At 61.2% G+C, this 21,635-nt stretch carries 25 protein-coding genes and 1 tRNA gene; 9 read left to right on the top strand and 17 right to left on the bottom strand.

Going from position 1 to position 21,635, the window contains the following annotated elements; genetic code table 11:
• Positions 1–80 precede the first annotated feature (80 nt).
• The 4 genes from rpsP to X907_RS13555 form a co-directional block, all read right to left on the bottom strand.
• Positions 81–575: a 30S ribosomal protein S16 gene (gene rpsP, locus X907_RS14795; RefSeq protein ID WP_127568891.1), complete on the bottom strand. Its 495-nt coding sequence runs from the start codon at positions 573–575 to the stop codon at positions 81–83.
• Positions 576–604: 29 nt separating this feature from the next.
• The gene (gene ffh, locus X907_RS13565; protein ID WP_127568889.1) at positions 605–2,128 is read right to left on the bottom strand and encodes a signal recognition particle protein; all 1,524 of its coding nucleotides are present in this window, start codon (positions 2,126–2,128) and stop codon (positions 605–607) included.
• Positions 2,129–2,347: 219 nt separating this feature from the next.
• Positions 2,348–3,760 (bottom strand): dipeptidase, encoded by a 1,413-nt coding sequence (locus X907_RS13560; protein WP_127568887.1) that lies wholly within the window; start codon positions 3,758–3,760, stop codon positions 2,348–2,350.
• A gap of 122 nt (positions 3,761–3,882) precedes the next feature.
• Positions 3,883–4,797, bottom strand: coding sequence for a DUF2726 domain-containing protein (locus tag X907_RS13555; protein WP_127568885.1), 915 nt, complete (start codon positions 4,795–4,797; stop codon positions 3,883–3,885).
• A 113-nt stretch (positions 4,798–4,910) separates the two neighbouring features.
• On the opposite strand from X907_RS13555, the gene gshB reads away from it, so the two are divergent.
• Both gshB and X907_RS13545 read left to right on the top strand, forming a co-directional pair.
• Positions 4,911–5,864, top strand: a complete 954-nt coding sequence (gene gshB, locus X907_RS13550) for a glutathione synthase (protein WP_127568883.1) — start codon at positions 4,911–4,913, stop codon at positions 5,862–5,864.
• Positions 5,861–6,613 carry a hypothetical protein gene (locus tag X907_RS13545; RefSeq protein ID WP_127568881.1) on the top strand — a complete coding sequence of 251 codons (753 nt, stop codon included), beginning with the start codon at positions 5,861–5,863 and terminating at the stop codon, positions 6,611–6,613. The genes gshB and X907_RS13545 overlap by 4 nt, the downstream gene beginning before the upstream one ends.
• Here the strand turns inward: X907_RS13545 and X907_RS13540 are convergent.
• From X907_RS13540 to X907_RS13525, 4 genes are all read right to left on the bottom strand, one after another.
• Positions 6,597–6,920 (bottom strand): hypothetical protein, encoded by a 324-nt coding sequence (locus tag X907_RS13540; protein ID WP_127568879.1) that lies wholly within the window; start codon positions 6,918–6,920, stop codon positions 6,597–6,599. The genes X907_RS13545 and X907_RS13540 overlap by 17 nt on opposite strands.
• 60 nt (positions 6,921–6,980) lie before the next feature.
• Positions 6,981–8,285 carry a dicarboxylate/amino acid:cation symporter gene (locus X907_RS13535; RefSeq protein ID WP_127568877.1) on the bottom strand — a complete coding sequence of 435 codons (1,305 nt, stop codon included), beginning with the start codon at positions 8,283–8,285 and terminating at the stop codon, positions 6,981–6,983.
• 97 nt (positions 8,286–8,382) lie between these two features.
• Positions 8,383–8,703, bottom strand: coding sequence for a hypothetical protein (locus X907_RS13530; protein WP_127568875.1), 321 nt, complete (start codon positions 8,701–8,703; stop codon positions 8,383–8,385).
• A gap of 138 nt (positions 8,704–8,841) precedes the next feature.
• Positions 8,842–10,116, bottom strand: a complete 1,275-nt coding sequence (locus X907_RS13525; RefSeq protein ID WP_145962658.1) for a hypothetical protein — start codon at positions 10,114–10,116, stop codon at positions 8,842–8,844.
• A gap of 110 nt (positions 10,117–10,226) precedes the next feature.
• On the opposite strand from X907_RS13525, the gene X907_RS13520 reads away from it, so the two are divergent.
• Positions 10,227–11,168 (top strand): IS1595 family transposase, encoded by a 942-nt coding sequence (locus tag X907_RS13520; protein ID WP_127568871.1) that lies wholly within the window; start codon positions 10,227–10,229, stop codon positions 11,166–11,168.
• A 193-nt stretch (positions 11,169–11,361) separates the two neighbouring features.
• Here X907_RS13520 and X907_RS13515 read toward each other — a convergent pair whose 3' ends face one another.
• Positions 11,362–12,240 carry a DUF3800 domain-containing protein gene (locus X907_RS13515; protein ID WP_127568869.1) on the bottom strand — a complete coding sequence of 293 codons (879 nt, stop codon included), beginning with the start codon at positions 12,238–12,240 and terminating at the stop codon, positions 11,362–11,364.
• A 9-nt stretch (positions 12,241–12,249) separates the two neighbouring features.
• On the opposite strand from X907_RS13515, the gene X907_RS14480 reads away from it, so the two are divergent.
• Positions 12,250–12,405 carry a hypothetical protein gene (locus X907_RS14480; protein ID WP_170175576.1) on the top strand — a complete coding sequence of 52 codons (156 nt, stop codon included), beginning with the start codon at positions 12,250–12,252 and terminating at the stop codon, positions 12,403–12,405.
• A gap of 193 nt (positions 12,406–12,598) precedes the next feature.
• On the opposite strand, the gene X907_RS13510 is transcribed toward X907_RS14480, so the two are convergent.
• The 3 genes from X907_RS13510 to X907_RS13500 form a co-directional block, all read right to left on the bottom strand.
• The gene (locus X907_RS13510) at positions 12,599–12,934 is read right to left on the bottom strand and encodes a hypothetical protein (RefSeq protein ID WP_127568867.1); all 336 of its coding nucleotides are present in this window, start codon (positions 12,932–12,934) and stop codon (positions 12,599–12,601) included.
• Positions 12,935–13,078: 144 nt separating this feature from the next.
• Complete coding sequence (ahpD, locus tag X907_RS13505; protein ID WP_127568865.1) at positions 13,079–13,612, bottom strand: alkylhydroperoxidase, AhpD family; 534 nt, start codon at positions 13,610–13,612, stop codon at positions 13,079–13,081.
• Between the two features lie 97 nt (positions 13,613–13,709).
• Positions 13,710–14,264 (bottom strand): peroxiredoxin, encoded by a 555-nt coding sequence (locus tag X907_RS13500; protein WP_127568864.1) that lies wholly within the window; start codon positions 14,262–14,264, stop codon positions 13,710–13,712.
• Positions 14,265–14,395: 131 nt separating this feature from the next.
• Here X907_RS13500 and X907_RS13495 point away from each other — a divergent pair, with 131 nt between their 5' ends.
• Complete coding sequence (locus tag X907_RS13495; RefSeq protein ID WP_127568862.1) at positions 14,396–15,334, top strand: hydrogen peroxide-inducible genes activator; 939 nt, start codon at positions 14,396–14,398, stop codon at positions 15,332–15,334.
• 96 nt (positions 15,335–15,430) lie between these two features.
• A complete protein-coding gene (locus X907_RS13490; protein ID WP_127568860.1) occupies positions 15,431–16,240 on the top strand; it encodes an undecaprenyl-diphosphate phosphatase in 810 nt (269 codons plus the stop codon).
• A gap of 123 nt (positions 16,241–16,363) precedes the next feature.
• Here X907_RS13490 and X907_RS13485 read toward each other — a convergent pair whose 3' ends face one another.
• A complete protein-coding gene (locus X907_RS13485) occupies positions 16,364–17,326 on the bottom strand; it encodes a complex I NDUFA9 subunit family protein (RefSeq protein WP_127568858.1) in 963 nt (320 codons plus the stop codon).
• 168 nt (positions 17,327–17,494) lie between these two features.
• On the opposite strand from X907_RS13485, the gene X907_RS13480 reads away from it, so the two are divergent.
• Positions 17,495–17,581, top strand: a tRNA-Leu gene (locus X907_RS13480).
• 19 nt (positions 17,582–17,600) lie between these two features.
• Here the strand turns inward: X907_RS13480 and X907_RS13475 are convergent.
• Positions 17,601–18,494 carry a hypothetical protein gene (locus X907_RS13475; RefSeq protein WP_127568856.1) on the bottom strand — a complete coding sequence of 298 codons (894 nt, stop codon included), beginning with the start codon at positions 18,492–18,494 and terminating at the stop codon, positions 17,601–17,603.
• A gap of 412 nt (positions 18,495–18,906) precedes the next feature.
• Between X907_RS13475 and X907_RS13470 the strand changes: the two genes are divergently transcribed.
• Positions 18,907–19,095 (top strand): hypothetical protein, encoded by a 189-nt coding sequence (locus X907_RS13470; RefSeq protein WP_127568854.1) that lies wholly within the window; start codon positions 18,907–18,909, stop codon positions 19,093–19,095.
• A gap of 64 nt (positions 19,096–19,159) precedes the next feature.
• Here X907_RS13470 and X907_RS13465 read toward each other — a convergent pair whose 3' ends face one another.
• Entirely contained in the window at positions 19,160–19,921 is a 762-nt protein-coding gene (locus tag X907_RS13465) for a Crp/Fnr family transcriptional regulator (RefSeq protein WP_127568852.1), read from the bottom strand.
• 147 nt (positions 19,922–20,068) lie between these two features.
• Here X907_RS13465 and X907_RS13460 point away from each other — a divergent pair, with 147 nt between their 5' ends.
• Entirely contained in the window at positions 20,069–20,317 is a 249-nt protein-coding gene (locus tag X907_RS13460; RefSeq protein ID WP_127568850.1) for a hypothetical protein, read from the top strand.
• A gap of 31 nt (positions 20,318–20,348) precedes the next feature.
• On the opposite strand, the gene X907_RS13455 is transcribed toward X907_RS13460, so the two are convergent.
• Positions 20,349–20,738, bottom strand: a complete 390-nt coding sequence (locus X907_RS13455; protein WP_127568848.1) for a hypothetical protein — start codon at positions 20,736–20,738, stop codon at positions 20,349–20,351.
• 153 nt (positions 20,739–20,891) lie between these two features.
• Positions 20,892–21,587, bottom strand: coding sequence for a hypothetical protein (locus tag X907_RS13450; protein ID WP_127568846.1), 696 nt, complete (start codon positions 21,585–21,587; stop codon positions 20,892–20,894).
• Positions 21,588–21,635 lie beyond the last annotated feature (48 nt).

Below are 21,635 nucleotides of genomic sequence, written 5' to 3'. Positions count from 1 at the left end.
TCCAGTCGATCTGCTTGTGCCGGCAGATGCCAGCAGCTGCTGGATTCCCGCCTGCGCGGGAATGACGACGTTGAGGCTGATTAAGCCTTTTCTTCTTCAGCCGGGGCTTCCTCGGCAGCGGCCTCTTCGGCCGGGGCCTCGGCGGCAGCTTCTTCAGCAGCCGGCTCTTCGGCAGGTGCTTCTTCTGCTACTTCCTCAGCAGGCGCGGCCTTGGCTTCGGCTTCGGCAGCCTTCTTGGCTTCTTCCTTCTCGGCGCGCTCGGCAGCACGCTCCTTGGCGGCCTGGCCCGGCTCGGCCTTTTTCGGGTTGTTGCCCGCTTTCCACTCATAGAGCCCTTCAGCGGCGAGGAAGCGCGCGACGCGGTCGGTCGGCTTGGCGCCTTTCTTGATCCAGGCGGCGGCTTTCTCGGCGTCGAAGGTCACGCGCTCGGCGTGGTCTTTCGGCAGCATCGGGTTGTAGGAACCGATACGCTCGATGAAGCGGCCATCGCGGGGATCGCGGCTGTCAGCCACGACGATGCGATAGTAAGGGCGTTTCTTGGCGCCCGCGCGGGCAAGACGGATTTTAACGGCCATTTTCGATAGTCCTTTTGGTGTTGAAACGATTATTTCTTCTTCGGGAAGCCGGGCGGCAGGCCATCAGGCCCCAAAGGTGCGCCAGTGCCCGGCAGGCCCGGCAAACCACTTAATCCCGCTGGGGATTTTCCTTTCAGGAGGTCATCGGCAGCGCCCCCGAGGCCGCCACCAAGCCCTCCCAGGCCGCCCATGCCAGCGCCCATTCCCGGCGGCATGCGCCCGCCCGGCATACCGGGAAGACCCTTGCCCTTGCCGGCGCGCTTCATCATGTCGGCCATCTGGATGTGCATTTTGAGAAGCCGGTTCACCTCCGGCACGCCGACGCCAGCGCCTGCGGCGATACGCTTTTTCCGGCTGGCTTTGAGGAGGTCCGGCTTGGCGCGTTCCTGCGGCGTCATGGAGAGGATGATGGCTTCCTGGCGTTTGAGCGCCTTGTCGTCAAAGCCGCTCGCGGCGGCCTGCGCCTTCATCTGCTTGTTCATGCCGGGCAGCAGGCCCATGATGCCGCCAAGACCGCCCATTTTCTGCAGCTGGACCAGCTGGTCGCGCAGATCATTGAGGTCGAACTTGCCCTTGGCCATCTTCTTGGCGAGGGCTTCGGCCTTGTCGTGGTCGATTTCGGCAGCGGCCTTTTCCACCAGCGAGACGATGTCGCCGCGCCCGAGGATTCGGCCCGCAAGGCGCTTGGCGTCAAACGCATCGAGGCCATCGATCTTTTCCGACGTGCCGAGGAATTTGATCGGCAGGCCCGTGACCCAGCGCATGGAGAGGGCCGCGCCGCCACGCCCGTCACCATCCATGCGGGTGAGGACAAGCCCGGTCAGTTTCAGCCGCTCGTTGAAGCGCTTGGCGGTTTCCACCGCGTCCTGACCGGTCAGCGCATCGGCGACCAGCAGGATCTCGCGTGGGCGGGTCTCGGAGGCGATTTTCGCCGCCTCGCCCATCATTTCCTCATCCAGCGTGGTGCGCCCTGCCGTATCGAGGATGACGACGTCAAAGCCCTGCAGGCGGGCAGCACTCATCGCCCGGCGCGCGATCTCTACCGCAGTCTGGCCGGCAACGATGGGCAGGCTCGGCACACCGGCCTTCTCGGCCATCTGGGCCAGCTGTTCCATGGCGGCCGGGCGGCGCGTGTCGAGCGAGGCGACGAGCACCTTCTTCTTCTCGCGCTCCGCGATGCGCTTGGCGATCTTGGCGGTGGTGGTGGTCTTGCCTGAGCCCTGCAGGCCGGCCATGAGGATGGCGACCGGTGGCTCGCCTTCAAGCGACAGACGCTCTGGCTCACCTTCACCGCCCAGCAGCTCCACAAGCCCGTCATGGACGATCTTGATGACCTGCTGGCCCGGCGCGACCGAGCGGATGACCGTTTCGCCCACCGCCTTCTCGCGGACCTTGGAGACGAAATCCTTCACCGCAGGCAAAGCGACATCGGCTTCCAGCAGGGCAACGCGTATCTCGCGCAGCGCCGCGTCCACGTCCTTTTCAGACAGCGCGCCCCGGCCGGTGATCCGGTCGAATACGCCTGACAGTCTTTCGCTCAGCGCGTCGAACATATCGCTGTCCAAACCCTTGGTCTGCATACCGCGCAAACGCAAAACCACCCCGCCGGGCGAGCCTTCGCCGGGCAGGGCACCTTCCCAGCCTCCGGGAGTTGTTCCGCCCCGTCGATGCGGGATGCGGCTCCGTGTGCTGGCAAGGCAAGCGGTAGTTACGCTTGCTTATGAGCGCGTGGCATTACGCGCGGGACAGCCAAGAGTCAAGGAAAGAGGGGGTTATGCCGCCAGACGGTCCAGTATCCGCGCCCAGGAGCGTATGCCCTTGCGGAAGCTCTCCAGCTCGTACTTCTCGTTCGGGCTGTGGATATTGTCGTCCTCAAGGCCGAAGCCGGCGAGGATGGTATCCATGCCCAGATGCCGCTTGAAATCGCCCACAATGGGTATGGAGCCGCCGCAGCCCATCAGGGCGGGCTCGGTCTCCCACTCATCGCGCAGCGCCTCCACGCAGGCCTGCAGGGCCGGATTGGTCACGTCCACGCTGAGCGCGGGCGCGCCGGTATCGCGGCGCAGGAACACGGCTTCACAGTCTGCGGGCAGGCGGCTGGTCACATGCGCTTCGAACGCCTTCCACACCTTCTCCGGGTCCTGCCCAGGCACCAGGCGGAAGGAGATTTTCGCGCTGGCCTGCGCCGGGATCACGGTCTTGAAGCCCTCTCCCGTATAGCCGCCAATAATGCCGTTGATCTCGGCCGTGGGGCGCGTCCAGATCTGTTCGAGCACCATCCGGCCCTGTTCGCCTGCAGGCACGGAGAGGCCGATATCGCCCAGGAAGCGGTTTTCCGAGAAGTTCAGCGCCTTCCATTGTTCCAGCACGGGCGCAGGCACGTCTTCCACGCCATCATAGAAGCCGGGCAAGGTCACCCGGCCGGTCTCGTCATGGAGCTGGCCGAGTATCTGCGTCAGCAGCGTGATCGGGTTACGCGCCGCGCCGCCATAGAGCCCGGAATGCAGATCGCGGCTCGCCGCTTTCAACGTCACTTCGCCTGCGGTCATGCCGCGAAGGCTCGCGGTAATGGCGGGGGTCTTGCGGTCCCACATATTGGTGTCGCACACGAGCGCGAAGTCGGCCTTGATCTCGTCGCCATGCTCGTTCAGCCAGGCTTCAAGGCTCGGGGAGCCGCTTTCCTCCTCGCCCTCAAAGAAGATCGTCACCTTGCAGGGCAGCGATCCGGTCTCTTCCTTCCAGGCGCGGCAGGCCTCAATGAAGGTGCGCAGCTGGCCCTTGTCATCGGCGGCGCCGCGCGCACGGATGTATTTCGATCCATCGGCTCTGGTCTTGATCTCCGGCTCGAACGGGTCCGCCTCCCACAGCTCCAGCGGATCAACCGGCTGCACATCGTAATGGCCGTAGAACAATACGTGGGGCGCATCGGCGCTTGCCCCCTCATGGTGGGCGACCACCATGGGATGGCCGGTCGACGGTGCCACGCGCGCCGCAAACCCCAGCGAGGTCAGCTCATCGGCAAGGCTCTGGGCCGCTTTAAGGCACTCGGCCTTGTAGGCCGGATCGGTGGAGATGGACTGGATGCGCAGGAGCTGGTCATAGCGCGCCAGCGCCGCCTCGAAATCGGCCTCCTGACGGGCCAGAACCGCGTCCAGCGTGCTGGATGATGTGGTGTGTCCGTCCATGGCGATCTCTCCGGTGGCGTAAGGGGTAAGGCGTGAGGGTAAGGCGTAAGGGCCTTATCTACGCATCAAGGGAGAGGCGGGCAAGGATGGGCGCGCGAAGTACGCTTTGAAAGCCCATATGGCTAGGTCAGGATTGATAGGAGTTTAGGATCCCGTCCGCCCCCGCCACCAAATACGCTGCCACAGGCTTCGCGCATCGCCATGACGTCTGACAAGAATTGGTCGCGCGCAACCAAGGTATGTCGCCCGCCGCTTTCAGCGATTTCTAGATTGTCAGCAAGGTTCTGCCACGCGAGCCCTTCGCAGTAGTCCATTATTGCGGCTTCGCTAAAATATAGCTCGTCAAGTTCACCCATGCAAACATTGTCAAACGTTAGCCTGTGTGATCCGTGTATGAATGAGTCGCCAAATGGAATGCTACAAAATACAGCGCGTTCATTTCCACGTTTTAGCGATATGTGAGTTACGTCGGCCTGAGCCATCCGCCAATTTTCTAATCCATTTCGTTTGTAAAATTTTCCTATTCTATCGAAAGGAACGGTTAGGAAGTTGAACTCCGAATCAAATATGTGTTTCGCATCCGCTGAAACGAAGCTCCACATCGTGAAAGGTTCGTCCCTCGGAATCTGTCCGCTGCTTTGCATTTCTAAAAACTTGGTTCCAAAAAACCATATATTTATGAGGTATTCCAAAAACCCCATCGTTTGCGTTCTGGAATTTTCGAGCGGCGGACTTATTCTGAAAAGTGCAAGGTTTGCGGTTGTCGCAATTGTATTCTTTTTCTCGTCGTTTTGGGTTCCATGGCCCGCGCCATCATATTCTATCGCAAACAATGGGCGATGCTCTGCATCACCGATTACAAAATCAAAATGGGCCATCAACGCGTATCTGCGAAGATCGGAACTACTAAGTCCATTTATGTCGATAACATCAGCAACGCGGGGCTTCCGAAAAATTGTCGCCTCGAATTGATCTAATGCAGTAGTTAGTCGTGCATCGACACGGAATTCGCTGTCATTGGAGAGTCGCTTTTTCATCTGACCAAATTACTGAGTTCACGCTGTTGCCGTAACCCCCCACCTTCCCATTTCGCCCCTCATCCCCTACCTCTAGCGCCTGATCCGCCCGCCAAAGCTGAAAGCGCTACGCCATGCTGAAAATTGCCTTCCAGATGGACCCGATCGCGGCCGTCAATGTGAACGGAGATTCCACCTTCGACATTGCGCTGGAGGCGTTCACCCGCGGCCATGAGATCTGGGTCTATGAGCCCAAGGATATGGCCATGGAGGATGGCAAGGTGCGCGCGCGGGCGAGCCGGGTGAGCGCCATGCAGCGTGTGCAGGGCGAGCATGCGGTGCTGGAGCCTTCGGTGGTCATGGACCTTTCCACGCTGGACGTGATCTTCCTGCGCCAGGACCCGCCCTTTGACATGGCCTATATCACCTCCACCCATATGCTCGAAGCGCTGCAGCCCGGCGTGCTGGTGGTCAATGATCCGGCCGAGGTGAGGAATGCGCCGGAGAAGCTGTTCGTCACGCGCTTTGAAGGGCTGATGCCGCCGACGCTCATTTCCTCGTCGCTCGCCGATATCCGCGCCTTCTTCGAGGCGCACGGGCGCGACATCGTGGTGAAACCCCTGTTCGGCAATGGCGGGGCGGGCGTGTTCCGCATCCGCGAGTCTGCCGAGAACCTTGCCTCCCTCCTGGAGTTGTTTGCGCAGGTCAGCCGCGAGCCGTTGATGGCGCAGGCCTTCGTGCCGGATGTGAAGAATGGCGACAAGCGCGTGATCCTGGTGGATGGCGAGCCGGCGGGCGCGATCAACCGCGTGCCGGCCGAGGGCGAGGTGCGCGCCAACATGCATGTCGGCGGCAAGGCGGTGAAATCCGATCTGACGGCGCGAGACCTCGAAATCTGCCGGATTATCGGCCCGGAACTCAAAGCCCGCGGGCTCGTCTTTGTCGGTATCGATGTGATCGGGGATTATCTGACCGAGATCAATGTCACCTCGCCCACCGGCGTGCAGGAGCTGCGCCGCTTCTCCGGCATTGATGTCAGCAAGATGCTGATCGACTGGGTGGAGGCCAAACGGGGCCAGTCCGCGTGATCGATCCCCTGCACCTCAAGATGCAATGGGCGCTCTCCTATCCGTTCACGCGGCCGGAGGGCGATTTCCTGTTCGTCGATGGCCGCACGCTCGATATCCGGTCCACCAAGGGCAAGATCAGCGGCTGGCAGGTGGCGGAGGGCGGCCATGTCCGCTCCCTCGCCGATGTGGTGGGGGCGGAGAGGGCGGCACGGCTCGATGAGGGCGCGTATCACCCGGTGGTGGCGGTCGGCTCCAACGCTGCGCCCGTGCAGCTTCAGCGCAAGTTCGCGGCTCACATCGACGATGTGGTGATCCCGGTGATCGCGGTTCGCCTGCCGGGCCATGTCATCGCTTGGGCCAACCGCATCGCCGTCTATGGCTCGGTGCCGGCCACGCTCGCTTCAGAGCCGGGCGCCAGCGTATCTGCCTGGGCGACACTGCTCAGCCCCCGCGACTACGCGCTGATGAATGCCACCGAAGACCTTGGCGTCGTCTATGAGGCCGTGCCGGTGACGGTGGAGGGCGCGCCTGAGGCGGTCCATGGACCGTTCGAGGCTTATCGCTGCATGACCGGGCATATGGGCGTGCGCGTCAGCGCGTTCAGCGCGGTGAACTCCAACCTGCCGCAGGGCAATCAGTGGACCGCGCAGGAGCTGGCCATCGCCCGCCTCGGCCTTGAAACGCCGGTGGACAGGTTCGTGGCCGAGACGGTGAGCGATGCCGGGCTGGCGGCAGAACGCGACCGGGCGCTCAGCCGGGCTGGTTAGCCGCCGGTTGCAGGCGGGCGCTGAGCGCGCTTACCCGCCAGACGATCCACACCGCAGCCCAGATATTGCCCAGAAAGGGCAGGGGCAGGATGAAGGCCAGCGCGATCAGCCTGTTACGCTCAAACAGCCAGATGATGACGGCCAGAAAGACAAAGCCGAGATAGAGGTCGATCAGGGCGACCACGCCCCACGGATCCTCGATCATGGCCGAGAAGCTCGCCCCGATATTGGCGGCCTGGGCGGCCCAGAGAATGCTGGCGAGCAGGGCTATCCCGCCCAAGCCGAGAAGAATGCGAAGAAGGGTCATGGCTGGCTCCGTTACCGGTGAGGTTGTCCCTCGCCGATACGAAGCGGGAGCGTTTCCGGTTCAGGCTTTCGCGTTGTCCTCGCCGGGCATGGGCTTGTCGGCCGGGGCGCGGAAGCGCTCCTCGTCCAGCTCACCCTCCCACTTGGCCACGGCCACGGAGACGGCGGCATCGCCGGTCACATTGAGCGCGGTACGGGCCATGTCCATGATCCGGTCAACCGGCAGGATGAAGCCGACAATGATGGCGATCTGCTCTGGCGGCACGTTGAACGTGCTCAGCACGATGGCCAGCAGGAAAAGCCCTGCGCTGGGGATGCCAGCCGCCCCAATGGAGGCAATGGCGGCGGTAAAGGCGATCATGAAATAGTGCGTCAGCGTCAGGTCATAGCCGAAGGCCTGCGCGGTGAAGAGGGCGAGGATGCCGAGATAGAGCGCAGTGCCATCCATGTTGATCGTCGCGCCCAGCGGCAGGACAGAGCCGGCCACAGAGCGCTTCACGCCGAGATTGTCCACGACATTGGAGATGGTCACCGGCAGTGTGGCCGCAGAGGAGGCGGTGGAGTAGGCGACGGCCTGCGCATCGACAATGCCGCGGGCAAAGTCCAGCAGAGGCAGGCGCAGCACGAACTTGATCAGCCCGCCATAGACCAGCACCGCATGGGTGAAGAGGCCCAGATAGACGGTGAGAACGAGAAGCCCGATGGAGGCAAACGCCTCCAGACCCTGGCTGACCGTGGTATAGGCGACGAGTGCGAACACGCCGAACGGGGCCACTTCCATCACCATATGGGTGACTTTCAGCACGACATCAGAGGCGGAATTGAACAGCTCGCCCACCGGCTTGCCGGCCTTGCCGGCCATCAGAATGCCGATACCCAGCAGGACCGCAAAGAAGATCACGGCCAGCACGTCGCCATCGGCCAGCGCGGCAACCGGATTGTCAGGCACGATGGAGAGAAGCCGGCTGCCCAGCCCTTCAGCTTCCATGGAAACCGGCACGGCATCCGTCCCGCCCAGGTCTGCGCCCGCGCCGGGGCGGAAGAGCAGGCCAAAGATGATACCGATAATGTTGGCAAAGAAGGTGGTGGCGAAATAGAGAGCCAGCGTCTTGCCGCCGATCGGGCCCAGCCGTTTGGGATCACCCAGCGCGTAGACGCCCGCCACCAGCGTGGTCAGGATCAGGGGCACGATGAGCATGCGGATAAGGCGGATGAAAAGGTCGCCGACCGGGCGGACATAGCTCTCGATGAGATTGGTGGCTTCCTCTGCGCCCATCATTTGGGACATCAGCGCGCCAAAGCCGATGCCCAGCACGAGGGCCGCCAGCACGCGCTTCCACAGCGCCGTTCCAAACCACCATTTCATGAGAGGCGCTCCCCGCAGCAAAGCATGAACGCCACAGCCTAAGCGCCGCGCGCGCAGCGTCAATCAGGCGATGCGGCAAGCAGAAGGGAGACGCGGATCAGGAGCGGGCCTGGCGCCGGCGGGTCAGGGCATCAAAGCCCTTGATGAAGGCGATGCGCGCCATCAGCATGGCCCAGATCGACCCGATTACCAGCAGCAGTACGCCATGGGCCTCGCTCGCCCAGATGCGCGAGACGAAAACGATCGCCAGCGCAAAGATCATGTGCCGGCCGACATGGCGCCATGTCAGGTCGCGATAGCGCGAGGCCCGGCGCATGGTGCGCGCCGAAAACCAGCGCCATGCGCTGCCCGCCTGCCCGGCATCATGCCGGTCGCGGTCGGTGGCGCTTTGCGCGATATGGTGAAGCGTATCAGCCATAAGATCAGGATACGGAACTTAACGGCGTTCGTCAAGGTCAATCAACTTACTGATTTTTCACAGATAAAATCTTTTACGACAATTTAGTGACCGTCATGGTTTTTAAGAAAGTGTGAGTAGGTTCGGGTGCGAGCGCAGTCACAGCGACAGATCGAGCGCGATCATGAGCTCGGGCAGATCGTACAGCGGATCGTCGAAACGGGTGTCGCTGTGCTCAAACTCTGCCGGTTCGCTGTCTTGCGGCCCGGTGCAGTCAGGGCGCTCGCGGATCAGCGCGTTGACGGGCGTATGATCGCTCCAGAAATCAGCCAGTACACCGCGCCACGCTTCGCCGACGGCGCGGGCGTGATCGGCGCAGCCTCGGCCCTCCAGATGCGCCAAAGCGATGTCCAGATCATCGGCGAAAGCGGGGTTATCCAGCCGCACCGCATGCACCACCCACCAGTAGGGCGTGGAGAAAGGATCGCTCCAGACAATGCCATCGCCATTGCCGTCCGCGCCCTGACGGTTCCAGCCATTTTCCAGAAAGGCGCGCGTGGCCTCCGCGTGGCCGCGGGCGACGGCATAGCGGAGCCAATCGGAGGGCCAATCAATCAGCAGTGGGCCCTCGGCGAGGGCAAAAGGCGCGACGCCGTCTCGCTGCTCCGGCCAGCGTCCCTCCGACATCAGGTGTAATTGCCAAATGGCATCGGCATTCATCCTCGAGGCGGAGCGGTAAAGGTCGAACCACGCCATGTCCTGAACGCGAGAGCTGGGGGCGTAGGCGTGCTCCAGTGCCAGTTGCCGCCGTGCTTCATAAGATTCCATACGGTTGCGGTAGGAAATGACCCCGATCTGCTGAGCGGTAACAGCTCCGTATAAAAAGCCATCCACAAGTGTCTCAAGCTGCTGGAACGGAACGTCGCTGAACACGCTGGTCGAACTTAGAAGACCGGCTCGCTTTTGCGCATATTGATACCGCAGCACCCCGTCCGCATCGGCAGTTACAAGGCTCGCCGCTGCCTTGGCGGTATCCTCAAGGAAGGCCAGCGGCACCGGCATATATTCGAAGGTCCAGGGGAGTTGCTCGATCTGGAGGCGGCGCCTGCGTAGTTCATCCGCGTCAAGGCGCACGCCGCAGGCTTCGCGCTCCGCCAGAGTGAGTTCAATCCGGCGAGCTGAGGCAATAAGATAAAGGCCAGCGGCGATGTCGCGGGCGTCGCCGATCCAGAGGCAATCCTCATCGTCGAACGCGCTGGCTTCGATCCGGGCCATGACGGCGGCCTCGAAGCGTGCGTCCAGCCGCTCGACCCGCTCGGCCAGCGCCGCCTCCCGCCAGTATTGCCCGGCCACATAGGCCAGCCCTGCCGACACGGCGACAAACCCCGCCAGCAGCGCGAAAAGAATGAGGACAATCCGCCCGACCCACTTCATAGCAGCGACGGTAATCCGCAAGAATGCAACCGGCAAACAAAAGGCGATTATATACCTTGCAAACCCATCTGAAATGAGGTAGCTTCTAGGCAGATTCGGAGAAGAGAGCCATGTCTGTCCTGAGCGCCCCGTATTTCCACGATGAAGCCGCTGCTTTCGAGAAGCTGGAAAGCGTGATCTGGCCGAATGGTCCTGTCTGCCCGCACTGTGGCGAGACGCATAAGGTCTACGCGATCAAGCCGAACGTCGATAAGCGCGTGCGCATCGGCCTGAAAAAGTGTGGCGCTTGCCGCAAGCAGTTCACCGTCAAGGTTGGCACGGTGTTTGAGCATGGCCGTGTGCCGCTCAATAAGTTCCTGCAAGCGGTCTACCTGATGTGCTCCAGCAAGAAGGGCGTTTCCAGCAAGCAACTGGAGCGCACGCTAGAGGTCACCTACAAGACCGCATGGTTCATGGCGCACCGTATCCGCGAAGCCATGCGCTCTGGCGATCTGGCACCGTTTGGCGGCAATGGCGGCACTGTCGAGGTCGATGAGACTTTCATCGGCCATGACAAGGCCATGAAGCCGCGCGGCGAGAAAAAGGGCCGTGGCTATCACCACAAGTTCAAGGTTCTGTCCCTGATCGACCGTGAAACCGGACAGGCCCGCTCCATGGTGGTTGATGACCTGAAAGCCGCAACGTTGATCCCGCTCGTTCAAGCGAACGTGGCGAAGGAAGCGCGCGTCTTTACCGATGAGGCTGGCCAGTATCACACGCTAGGCCGTCACTTCGCGGAGCATGACTTCGTTCGCCACAACAAGGGCGAATACGGTCGCGGCGAGGTCCACACGAACACGATTGAGGGCTATTTCAGCGTCTTCAAACGCGGCATGAAGGGCGTGTATCAGCATTGCGGAAAACACCACCTGCACCGCTATCTGGCGGAATATGACTTCCGCTATAACCACCGCGAAAAGCTCGGTGTAGACGATAAGGAACGGACGGATGCCGCCCTCACGGGTATCGTGGGTAAGCGGCTGACGTATCGGCGGGCTGACGGCATTGCATAAAGACGATTCCGATCAATAGCTTAGCAAGCCATTGAATCAAATTGCTTTTCATCGTCCAAAATGCTAGAATCGTAGTTGGTGAGGTTGCCGGAGTAACTTCGCGATGGGTTGCTTTGGCGACCCGTCACCGGGAGCGAGGCCTGACGCTGAATGTTGGGCTAGGAGCCGCTTCTGGGGCCAACGAAGCCGGGCCTCACCAGTTGCTTCGCCATTCCCGCGGATAGCCGTAGTAGCGGAATATATCCAACTGAATCGGATCCACATTTTTGAGATGTCCAGAGTTCCATCCGGGCATGAGCTTGACCCCGTAACCGGCGGGCAAGGATTGCCCTGATGCGCGGGCAATCCGAGGCCCTAACGCCTTTGCAAACGAGGCATCGCATGCCCCTGTCTGATGTATATCTATTGCCTTGAAAAACGCGCTGGCGGTCCAGTCCGCCATGCGTAGCCCTAAGCGAGATCGGTGGCTGAAGTCTTGGATCAGGGGGATCGAAATCACCCGAAAGTCCACCGACCCGTGCTGGGATAGCGCGCCGACATTGGCATCAAACGTTTGTTTGAGCCATTCCATATAGGCGCGCATTCCGACATAGCGCACCCCGCCACGCTGACTTATTTCGATCTTCAAGATACCTGGGCGGCCAAGCTCGCGGGCGCTCCTTACCGCAACCCAGTTCGACACCCGCTCAACGAGTAGGCGAAAGAGCCAAGCGTAAAACCAGCTCTTGACAGAAACTATCTCCGCATGGGGCTTTGCATCGTGCATACCACGCATATTGCGCTTGTTTGAGCACACCGCGAAACAACGGACCGGCCACGTAGCAAGCTGCGAGCACACAGCCAGTTTTCGATGTGGAGCAAGGTTTTTGAAATGAAAGTCATGCTGGTTTCGCGCACCTATCATTGATGGTAATGTGGAAATGCGCTGAAGAATGTCTGCTTCGTTTTGTTTGGCCACGAGCACTCCCGAAAGCACCATCCACTCGCTTGCGCCATTGGTGTCTATGGGCCGAACTGTTCGCAGTCCGGGGTCACCTGCCTCGTCAACATACAAAACGTAATCATAGTCCATGAGATTGTAATGAGAGAAAAAACGCAATCCGACAAGTTCAAAGCCCTCGCCCGCGAACTGGAATGCGATGAGGATGAAGCGGCCTTTGATGAGAAGCTAAAGCGCGTGGCGAAGCAACCGCAAAGCAAGCGGGATGAGCGCGAGACGCCGGACAGTGACGACTAGCTTGCGGTAACGGGCTACCGTGTGGTATTATAATACCACTCTCTGTCTTTAATGGAGGTGGCAGTGTCACCCGATCGTCGTTTCGAAGTGTGGCGCATAGTGTGCGCTCAAGAAAACCGCCCTCTGCGCGAAACTTTGGCGCTAGCGAGTGATGCAATAAGGTTTATCGAGTCAGGAGCGCTGGCAGAAGAGCTTACTGACGATTGCACGGCGGCTCGTGTTTCTGCCGAATGTCAGCCTCAATATACAGCCGCCGGTTTCGATCCGACTCAGTAAGCACGCAGACGCAATTTGCGCCGTTGCGATCAAAGCAGTCTTTGCGGTGGTGGTTAAGCGGGCGATCTGACAGGTCGCCTGTTTCTCCTACGTAAATTTCTGCATGACTAAATCGGCCCGGACCGTTCGGGCTGCGCTTCGTCACAAAATAAACCGCTCCGACCGCGTTAAAGTTAGTGTCGCGCGAATAGGCTGTGAACATGTAACTTGCGCCCGATGCTCCAGCAAACTCTATCGTGCCATATTTGGCCATTCCCGCCTCCATCCATAACCGTCACCACCTTACGGTGAGTCGGCTTCTGCGTGGAGTCAGGTTTGCAAACGGTATAATCGCCAAACAAAAACCCCGCCGCGGACGCTCCGCAGCGGGGCTTTCCAGGTGCCTGGGGCGCCGAAATTACGCCGCAGCGGCGGTTTCGGCCTCGATCACGCTGGCGGCGGCATTGACCACCGAGGCGATGCGCACGGCGGTCTGGATCTGGTCGGCACTGATGCCATGCTTTTTCAGCTCGGCCTCATGCGCGTCGATGCACATGCCGCAGCCATTAATGGCGGAGACGGCGAGCGACCACAGCTCGAAATCGGCCTTGTCCACGCCCGGATTGGCGATGACGTTCATGCGCAGGCGCGCGGGCAGGGTCTTGTAGTCCTTGGCCGAGGCCAGATGCACGAAGCGGTAATAGACATTATTCATGCCCATCACGGCGGCGGCGGCCTTGGCGGCGTTCACGGCCTCGGGTGAAAGCTTGCCGTCGACTTCACCGGCAATGGCGCGGATCAGCGCCGCATTGCCCGTGGCCCAGGCCGAGGCGAGGAAGCAGCCATATTTCTTCTGGTCGTCCAGTCCGGTCTCGCGCGCCAGCGAGGACAGGTTCAGCCGGATGTCCTTGGCGTAATCGGGGATGTGCTCTTTGAGGCTCTCAAGGCTCATGGGGAGGCTCCGTGTCGGTATGTAGCAGATATGAAAACGGGCCGCGCCGGGAGGAGTGACGCGGCCCGCTTTGCAGGGACTTGAAGGGGTAAAGCCCTTAAGCCGCTTTCAGCGTCTCGCCGCCGACCGCGCGGTTGCACGGGCACAGCTCGTCGGTCTGCAGCGCGTCGAGCACGCGCAGCGTGTCTTCCGGGTTGCGACCGACATTGAGGTTGGTCGCGTAGACGTGCTGGATCGTGTTCTCATCGTCCACGATGAAGGTGTAGCGGTAGGCGACGCCTTCGGGCGAACGGATGCCGAGCTGATCGACCAGCGAGCCGGTCGTGTCGGCAAACTGCCACTGGTCCAGCTTGTTGAGGTCGGCATGCTCGCGGCGCCAGGCCAGCTTGCAGAACTCATTGTCGGTCGAGCCGGTCAGAACCACGGCGTCACGGTCGGCAAATTCGTCGTTGAGCTTGGCAAAGGCGACGATCTCGGTCGGGCACACGAAGGTGAAGTCCTTCGGGTAGAAGACGATGACCTTCCACTTGCCGGGGAAGCTGGCTTCAGTCAGCGTCTCGAACGCAGACTCGCCGTTTTCCTCGTGATGGTTGAAGCCCGGCTTTACGCCCGTGATTTCAAATTCGGGAAGTTTCTGGCCGATACCCAGCATGTTCGTCTCCTGTCTGACTTGAATGATGGCCACGACGCGCGGGCGCCATGTGCTGCTGCAGCATGTGCTATGTTGCAGTTGCGAAAGCAAATCGATTGTCTCTGGATCAGCGATAGGCTATCTCGATAGCCATGAGTGCAAATCTTCCCACATTGCGGCAGTTGCAATTTCTTATTGTGCTGGCCGAGCATGGCAATTTCAGCCGCGCAGCCGAGGCCGCCCACGTTACCCAGCCTACCCTGTCGGCGGGTATCAAGGAGCTGGAGCTGAGCCTTGGCACCACGCTGGTAGAGCGCGGGGCACGTGGTGCCAGTCTCACCCCGGCGGGTGAAGCGGCTGCGGCAAGAGCGCGCACCATCCTCACCGAGGCGGAAGACCTTGTGCATGCCGCGCGTGCGGCTGGCGAGCCGCTGGCCGGGCAGTTCCGCCTGGGCGTGATCCCCACCATTGCGCCCTTCCTCCTGCCGCGTGTCCTTCCCGCCTTGCGCAGCGAATTTGCACAGCTGGAGCTGTTCCTGCGCGAGGATCTGACCCCGCGCCTTGTCGATGCCCTCAAAGAACGCCGGCTTGATGCTGCGCTGATCGCGCTGCCCTATGAGGCGGCGGGGATCGAGACGCGCTCCATCGCCATGGACGAGTTCCTGTTTGCCTGCGCGCCGGGCCACAAGCTGGCGGATGCGAACCCGCTCAGCCCGGTCATGCTGGCTGATGAATCCCTTCTCCTGCTGGAAGACGGCCATTGCCTGCGCGATCACGCGCTCAGCGTGTGTTCAACCAGCCATAGCGCGTCAGGGCCCGGCTCGGCCCGCGCCGATGCTGCGCGGTCAGACTTTGCCGCCACCAGCCTGCACACGCTGGTGCAGATGGTCAGGAGCGGACTCGGCGCCACCCTCCTGCCGCGCCTGGCGGTTGATGGCGGGGTCGCTGAGGGGCTGGGCCTTGTCATCAAGCCGTTTGATCCGCCGGTTGCAGGGCGTGAGATCGGCATGGCGTGGCGGCGCGGCTCTGCGCGCGCAGAAGAAGCGGCCAAGCTGTCCGGGGCGGTCAAGGCAGCGCTCGCACCGCGCTGATCTTTACCCTGCGGCAATAGCCGGTCTTCACGCTCGCGCAATAAAAGCGGTGCATAGCTGGCGGCGAGTTGTGCCGATGCGGGGAGATATAACGCCATGAGCCTGATGCTGCTGGTCCTGATCGCGATTGTGCAGGGCCTGACCGAGTTTCTGCCGGTCTCCTCCTCCGCGCACCTGATCCTTGCCCCGCTGGCCTTCGGGGTAGAGCCGCAGAGCGTGCTCATCGACGTGATGGCGCATCTGGGTTCGCTGCTGGCCGTTATGGTCTATTTCCGCAAGGAAATCGCCCAGGTGATCGTGGGCGTGCTGGCCTGGTTTACCGGAAAGATGACGCCGGGCGGGCGCCTCGCCCTGCTGGTGGTGATCGCGACGCCGCCGGTGATGATCGTGGCGGCCATTCTCTACTTTACCGGCTGGATGGATCTGGTGCGCTCGCCCGCCGTAATCGCGGCCGCCACGCTGGTCTTCGCGCTGCCGCTCTGGCTGGCCGACAGATACGGTCCGCGCGTGAAGACGGTGGAGACGCTGACCTACAAGGATGCTGCCGTGATTGGCCTTGCCCAGGCGGTGGCGATGATTCCCGGCTCCAGCCGGTCCGGCCTGATGATGACGGCGGCGCGCATGCTGGGGGCGGAACGCTCGGCAGCCGCCCGCTTTGCCATGCTGACCAGCATTCCCGTCATCGCCGCTTTCGGCCTGCAATCGGGTATTGATCTGGCGCGCGGTGAAGATCCGGGCGCGAGCCTCACGGACGGGCTGATTGCGGTTGGCCTTTCCTTTGCGGCGAGCCTTGTCGCCATCCACCTTCTTTTGAAGCTGGTCGATCGCTTCGGCTTTCTGCCCTTCGTCATCTACCGCATCGCGCTGGCTCTCGCGATTCTGGCGGTGATTGTCTTCGTGGTGTGAATCCACACGCACTGAAACCCCGGACGCGCAGCGATCCGGGGCCTTGTCCCGCTTCTCCTGCACGAGGTCCCGGCTCTCACTGACGTTCGGCCGGGATTTCAGCAGGTTGGAACGGTGTAAACCCTACTCCGCCGGTGCGAACTGACCGCCTTGCCGGAAACGGTAGAGATAGGACGGCACGATTGCCTCCACGGAGGCCGGGCTGATACCGAGATCCGCGAGCCCCGGCGCACCTTCGGCCACGACATTATCGGTTTTCAGCAAGGTCACCTGGTCGCGCGTCAGCACGGTTGGCACGAAGGGCAGGGCGCCTGCGATCTCGCCGGCAAACCCGATCCCGTAGGCAGCAAGCCATGGCACTGGCACCAGAAGGCGCGGACGCCGGATGGTGGCCGTGATGTACTGGAGCAAGTCCTTGAAGCTGTAGCGGGCCGGCCCGCCAAGCTCGTAGGCCTTGCCCTGTGCGGCCGGGTTTTCCAGCGCGGCCAGAACTGCCGCGCCGACATCGCCTGCCCAGACTGGCTGGAACACCGTCTTGCCGCCGCCAATCAGCGGCAGGGCGGGCGTGTAGAGCGCCATCTGGGCAAACCGGTTGAAGAAGCTGTCCTCGTCCCCGAACACAATGGACGGGCGCAGAATGGTGGCGGTAGGGATGGCATCCATCACCGCCTTTTCGCCTGCGGCCTTGGTCTGCGCGTAGGCGGACTTGCTGTCTGCGTCCGCTCCGATGGCCGAAATCTGCACAAAGCGGGTAATGCCCGCAGCCTTTGCGGCCTGCGCGATGCTCTGCGCGCCTTGCGCCTGCACAGACCGGAAAGTCTGGCGGCCGGACTGCGCCAGAATGCCGGTCAGGTTGATGACGGCGCTGGCGCCTTCAATAGCCCGCTCGATCGAGGCCTTGTGGCGCACATTGGCCTGGACCAGCTGTATCTGGCCGACTGAACCCATGGGTTTGAGATCAATAGCGGTGTGGGGCAGGCGCGTGGCGACGCGCACCCGGTAACCGGCCCTGACCAGTGCGCGCACCGCATAGCGTCCGATGAAACCCGAACCGCCAAACACCGTGATCATTTCATCGCGCAGCATGTGGGCCTCTCCCTTGAGCCTGGCCGGTTCGCGGGGGCATCTCGCGAACACTGTCTGTGTCTTTAGCGGATAGACCAAATTTGCGGCCCGTTGGCAACGCCGCACAAGGCGCGTTGACAGCGCCCGCGCCCGCATTTATCACCGCGCCTCCGACGCCTTCAGAGATATGCCCAGGTGGCGGAATTGGTAGACGCGCTGGCTTCAGGTGCCAGTTCCCGCAAGGGAGTGGAAGTTCGAGTCTTCTCCTGGGCACCATCTGGTTTGGTCTGTTGCGCTAGAAATAGCCGTAGCGGTCCAAACCCAGATCATACCTCTTGGAAATCACCTCGTTGGATTTTGCAAATTTGCGCATGATCTTGGCTGCCAGTTGTTCAGGCATCTCGATGCGCACCGAATTCTCCTGACCGTCTTCCTGTCGAACCTTCCAGCGATTTTCACCCTCGGCATTGCTCGCGTGTATGGCTTTTTCGCGTTCGGCGGCGGCCATAAAGGAATCGTTTCCGTCGAAAAATTCCACGAGACGGCGGTAAAACAGGGCTGAATCAGACTGAATGGATTCCATTGGCAAGAAGCAAACATCATTCTTGCCCAGCGCTTCACGAAGGCAATCATCCATATACCGGTAGTTTATCACCATGGCTGAACGATGGAATTCGGCTTTGGTGTTGATAAGCGCCTTTGCAAGCCTTTCGAAATTTTCCTGACTAGGCTTTTCCATTTTCAGGCCGGACTGCGCATAGCGTGACGCTATCCACGTGTCCTGACGCCGGATCGTTACTAGTACCTTGACCCTGTCAAATCGCTGCTCCCTGAGCAGTGCCGCCCGCATGCGGGCCAGGTGATGGGCCAGCACAACCGGATCCTGCTGACGGCGGGCCTTGAAATCGAAGAACCGCGCGTTTGCAGAGATGTTCTCTTCGGAAATCAGGACGTTGTCGTGGATGGCCTTGCTGGCCAGCTTTCGCAGCGTGGTCCCGGCGGCCTGATTCCAGACGATAGGTGATTTAAGGAAGTTGCTGCGAAAACCTTCACCGCCACGCGCTGAAAAGAACTCATGCAGCCTGTCCCGGTCAAAAAAAGTAATATTCTCGATTTCCGGAAATATCTTGCCCTGAAGGAAGGTCGTCGCTGTCTTGGGCAAACCGATATGAATGTAAACAGTACCCATTTTTTGAGCCTCCGTCGTGTGTACGCCATTTATCAGGAATCAACGCGTTCGATACACTGTTGCGGGAGGCTGTAGCAGGAAAATCGGCACGACATAGATGCCAAGCGTCAATCTGGCCTCGGCCAGACGCAAAACGGCCCCGCTTGCGGGGCCGTTTTGCGTTTGGGGTGTGTGACGGTGCGGCTGGCTTCCGGAGTGCACACCCTGCAGGCCGGGCGAAAATCCCGATGGCCCTGATGTCGATCAGCCCGGACGAAAAAGTCCTCCGTTAGGGTTGGTATGACGGCCGCCCTCGCCGTCGGTTGCCTGCCTCGAAACTGGCAACAACTTCCCGCTGATGGTGCACTCAAGCCCCGCAATGCATCGTCAGCGGGACTTGCCCTTACGAGCAGGTCCAGCAAGGACAAACCCTATGCAAACGCAAAGTATCCAGACCCAGGAAAAAATGAAAACCGTCAAGGCGGCCTGGGACAAGGCTCCCGCCGGCGCCAAGAAAGACAAGTCGCTGAAGCATTACCAGGCGGCTGAGAAAGCCCATAAAGACAAGAATGACAAAGAGACAAACCGCGAGCTCGACGAAGCGACCAAAGCACTCGTTTAGGCGCTAGCTTCGTTGTGAATGACGATGCCTCTCTGGCAGATCCTGCCGGAGAGGCACGTTCTTTTTAACGAAGCAGCGGCCCGTCCTGATCGAGATAGTTCGCATCGAAGCCGGCCAGACCCTTAAGGCGCTCAAGATCGAGAATGGTCACCTGGCCATTGCGCATCGTCAGCAGATTGTCCTCGCGCAACCGGCGAAGCACGCGGTTTACATGTACGGCGGTAAGACCCAGCGCGTCGCCGAGATGGTATTGCGTCAGTGGACACGCAAAGTCGGTCAAATCGCCGATACCCAGAATGTTCAGCCGCGCGCCCAGCTCCAGCAGGAAGTGCGCCATGCGCTCCTCGGCTGACCGGCGGCCCAGACTGCACAGGCGCTCCACCACCATCGCCTCGTCGCGTGATGCTGCCCACAAAACGGCCGTGGCGAGTCTGGGGGCGTCCGCAAAGGCGTTCAGAAGGTCTGAGGACAGAACCTCGGAGGCTTCAATGCGCGTTATCGCCTGGACGCTGTGATCTGATGTCCGGAAGAGTATGCTGCGCAGTCCCAGAAAGTCTCCAGGGATCTGGAAATCCACGATCTGGCGTTCGCCGTCGGGCAGTATCTTGAACGAACACGCCCAGCCTTCTGCCAGAACAAAGGCGGACTGGCGCTTTTCGCCTTCGTGCACCAGCTCGTGGCCAGGCATGAACGTCCGGCGGCGCTGATGAAAGCGCGCAAGGGTCTCCAGATCGTCATCCACTAGCGAGACGAAGGCCGAGAGCTTCCTTGTCAGGGCGCTTTGCAGGATCAATAGGGCGGCTTTCAGCAAGAACGGGTGACGCATTGTCACCCTGTCAAATAGCCGTTAGAGGAGCGCTTCGCGCTGCTCTGGATCAGCACAACCTAGCATGATGCGCCTATTATCGCGACACATTCCGTCCCGGTGATGGCTTCTCCCCTGCAAGGCTGTGACCTGAAAGTGAAGTGATCCATGACGCCCCCGAACGAAATCGCCGGAACCGCTGCGCTGTCCATCTGTGAAGCGCTGCTGCTGGCGCTGAACGATCACAAGGTCCTGCCCGAGAAAGAGATCGTAGGCATTCTCGAGGATGCGGCGGCGGCCCACGAGTCGGCTGCAGAGCATGACGGTTCTGACGCGCACGCGGCTGTTGCCGCCCTGATCCATGCCATCATTGATGGCGGAAACTCGGTCAGAAGGCCTGACGGCCGGGTGTCGTGAACGCCGGGCTGGCACGCGGGAGGCTGCGCGCCTAGCGCTGCAAAAGCCAGGCGCGGGCTTCATCCTCGCACGCAAAGGGCTGCAGCTTCACGGCAAAGGCGCGCGCGGTGCTTTCCATGACCATGTAGGGCCGTGTGCGCTCGCCATGGGAAACATGGGCGCAGCGGCGCGGCGACAGCTCGTCCATGATAAGCTCTACCGCGCTTACCAAATCGGCGATTTCATAGGCGATGCTGGTGTCTGACGTCTCGAACAGTACGCTACTCACCCGTGCGCCTTGGCCGGCAGCAACAAGGCGTGCGGCCGCTTCGCGCAGTACTGCGCCGGTCAATTCGCCCCGCAGGCGCAGTGTGAGAATTCCGTCCATATCGGTCTCGATGCGGATTGGCTCCACATCGGGCGTCTTTTGGTCGAGAGGCATGCGGAAAGGGCCTTTATGGCTCTTGGTGGCAGGTCGGTTATGTCGGGATAACCATATCTAGCTGCTGATTATTGCGAAATCGTGGCAGTCCGTGCGCAAGGCGCCCTGGCAGATCTGCAAGGGCAGGCACCGTTCCGGGCGCTGACGGAAAAATCAGAAGCGATAGCGCAGATTGAACGCGATCAAAGGAAAGGAATCGTACTTGTCCAGATCGCGCTGTGCGCGCTCCACCTGCAATTCAAGATCGGCGAGAAACGCAGGGTCGTTCGCCAGAAGGCCGGTTACGTCATAGCTGATGCTGGGGGCGCCTTGCCGGTACACGCCAGCCTCCAGCGATACCTCAATCGGTCCATTCCATGGCCGCCCGGCCACGCCGGCGCCGGCGAACCAGGCATTGGGCGCAAACCGGGCTTCGCCGGACAGCAGGCCAACTTCAGCAGCCGGATAGATGTTGTCACCGATCTGGTAGTCGCTGGCGGGCTGGGCGTTATAGACGGCCCTGTTGAAGTTGTAGCGGGCACCTGCCGTCAGAAAGAAGACGCGCCGAAAGGGGAAAACATCCACCCCGACACCCACGCTCGCCAGCCGAAGCGAGAAGTCGCTGGCGATGTCGGCCACGGTCTGGTCGTCGGAATAAACGAGCCCGGCTGCATGTGTGCGTACCTGCAGGTAATCGTTGATGCGATAGCCGCCCTCGACGCCCACTCCCAGTGTTCCCGCTCGCAAGCCGACAAAGGCGCGCCGGTCAGCATCTGTGGATGCGGTGAAGGCTCCCGAGCCAGCGAACGCAGGATCGCCCTGCATGCTTGCCGCGCCAAACGCGGCGGCGAATGTAGCGGATATGGACATGATGACCCCAGGCTAGTGGCGGCGTAGCGCTGATTCAACCTGCCGGTG

The sequence above is a fragment of the Glycocaulis alkaliphilus genome (assembly GCF_004000605.1).
Lineage (GTDB): Bacteria > Pseudomonadota > Alphaproteobacteria > Caulobacterales > Maricaulaceae > Glycocaulis > Glycocaulis alkaliphilus.
The sequence above is the reverse complement of the archived record's forward strand: the minus strand, read 5'-3'. Positions and strand labels throughout refer to the sequence as shown.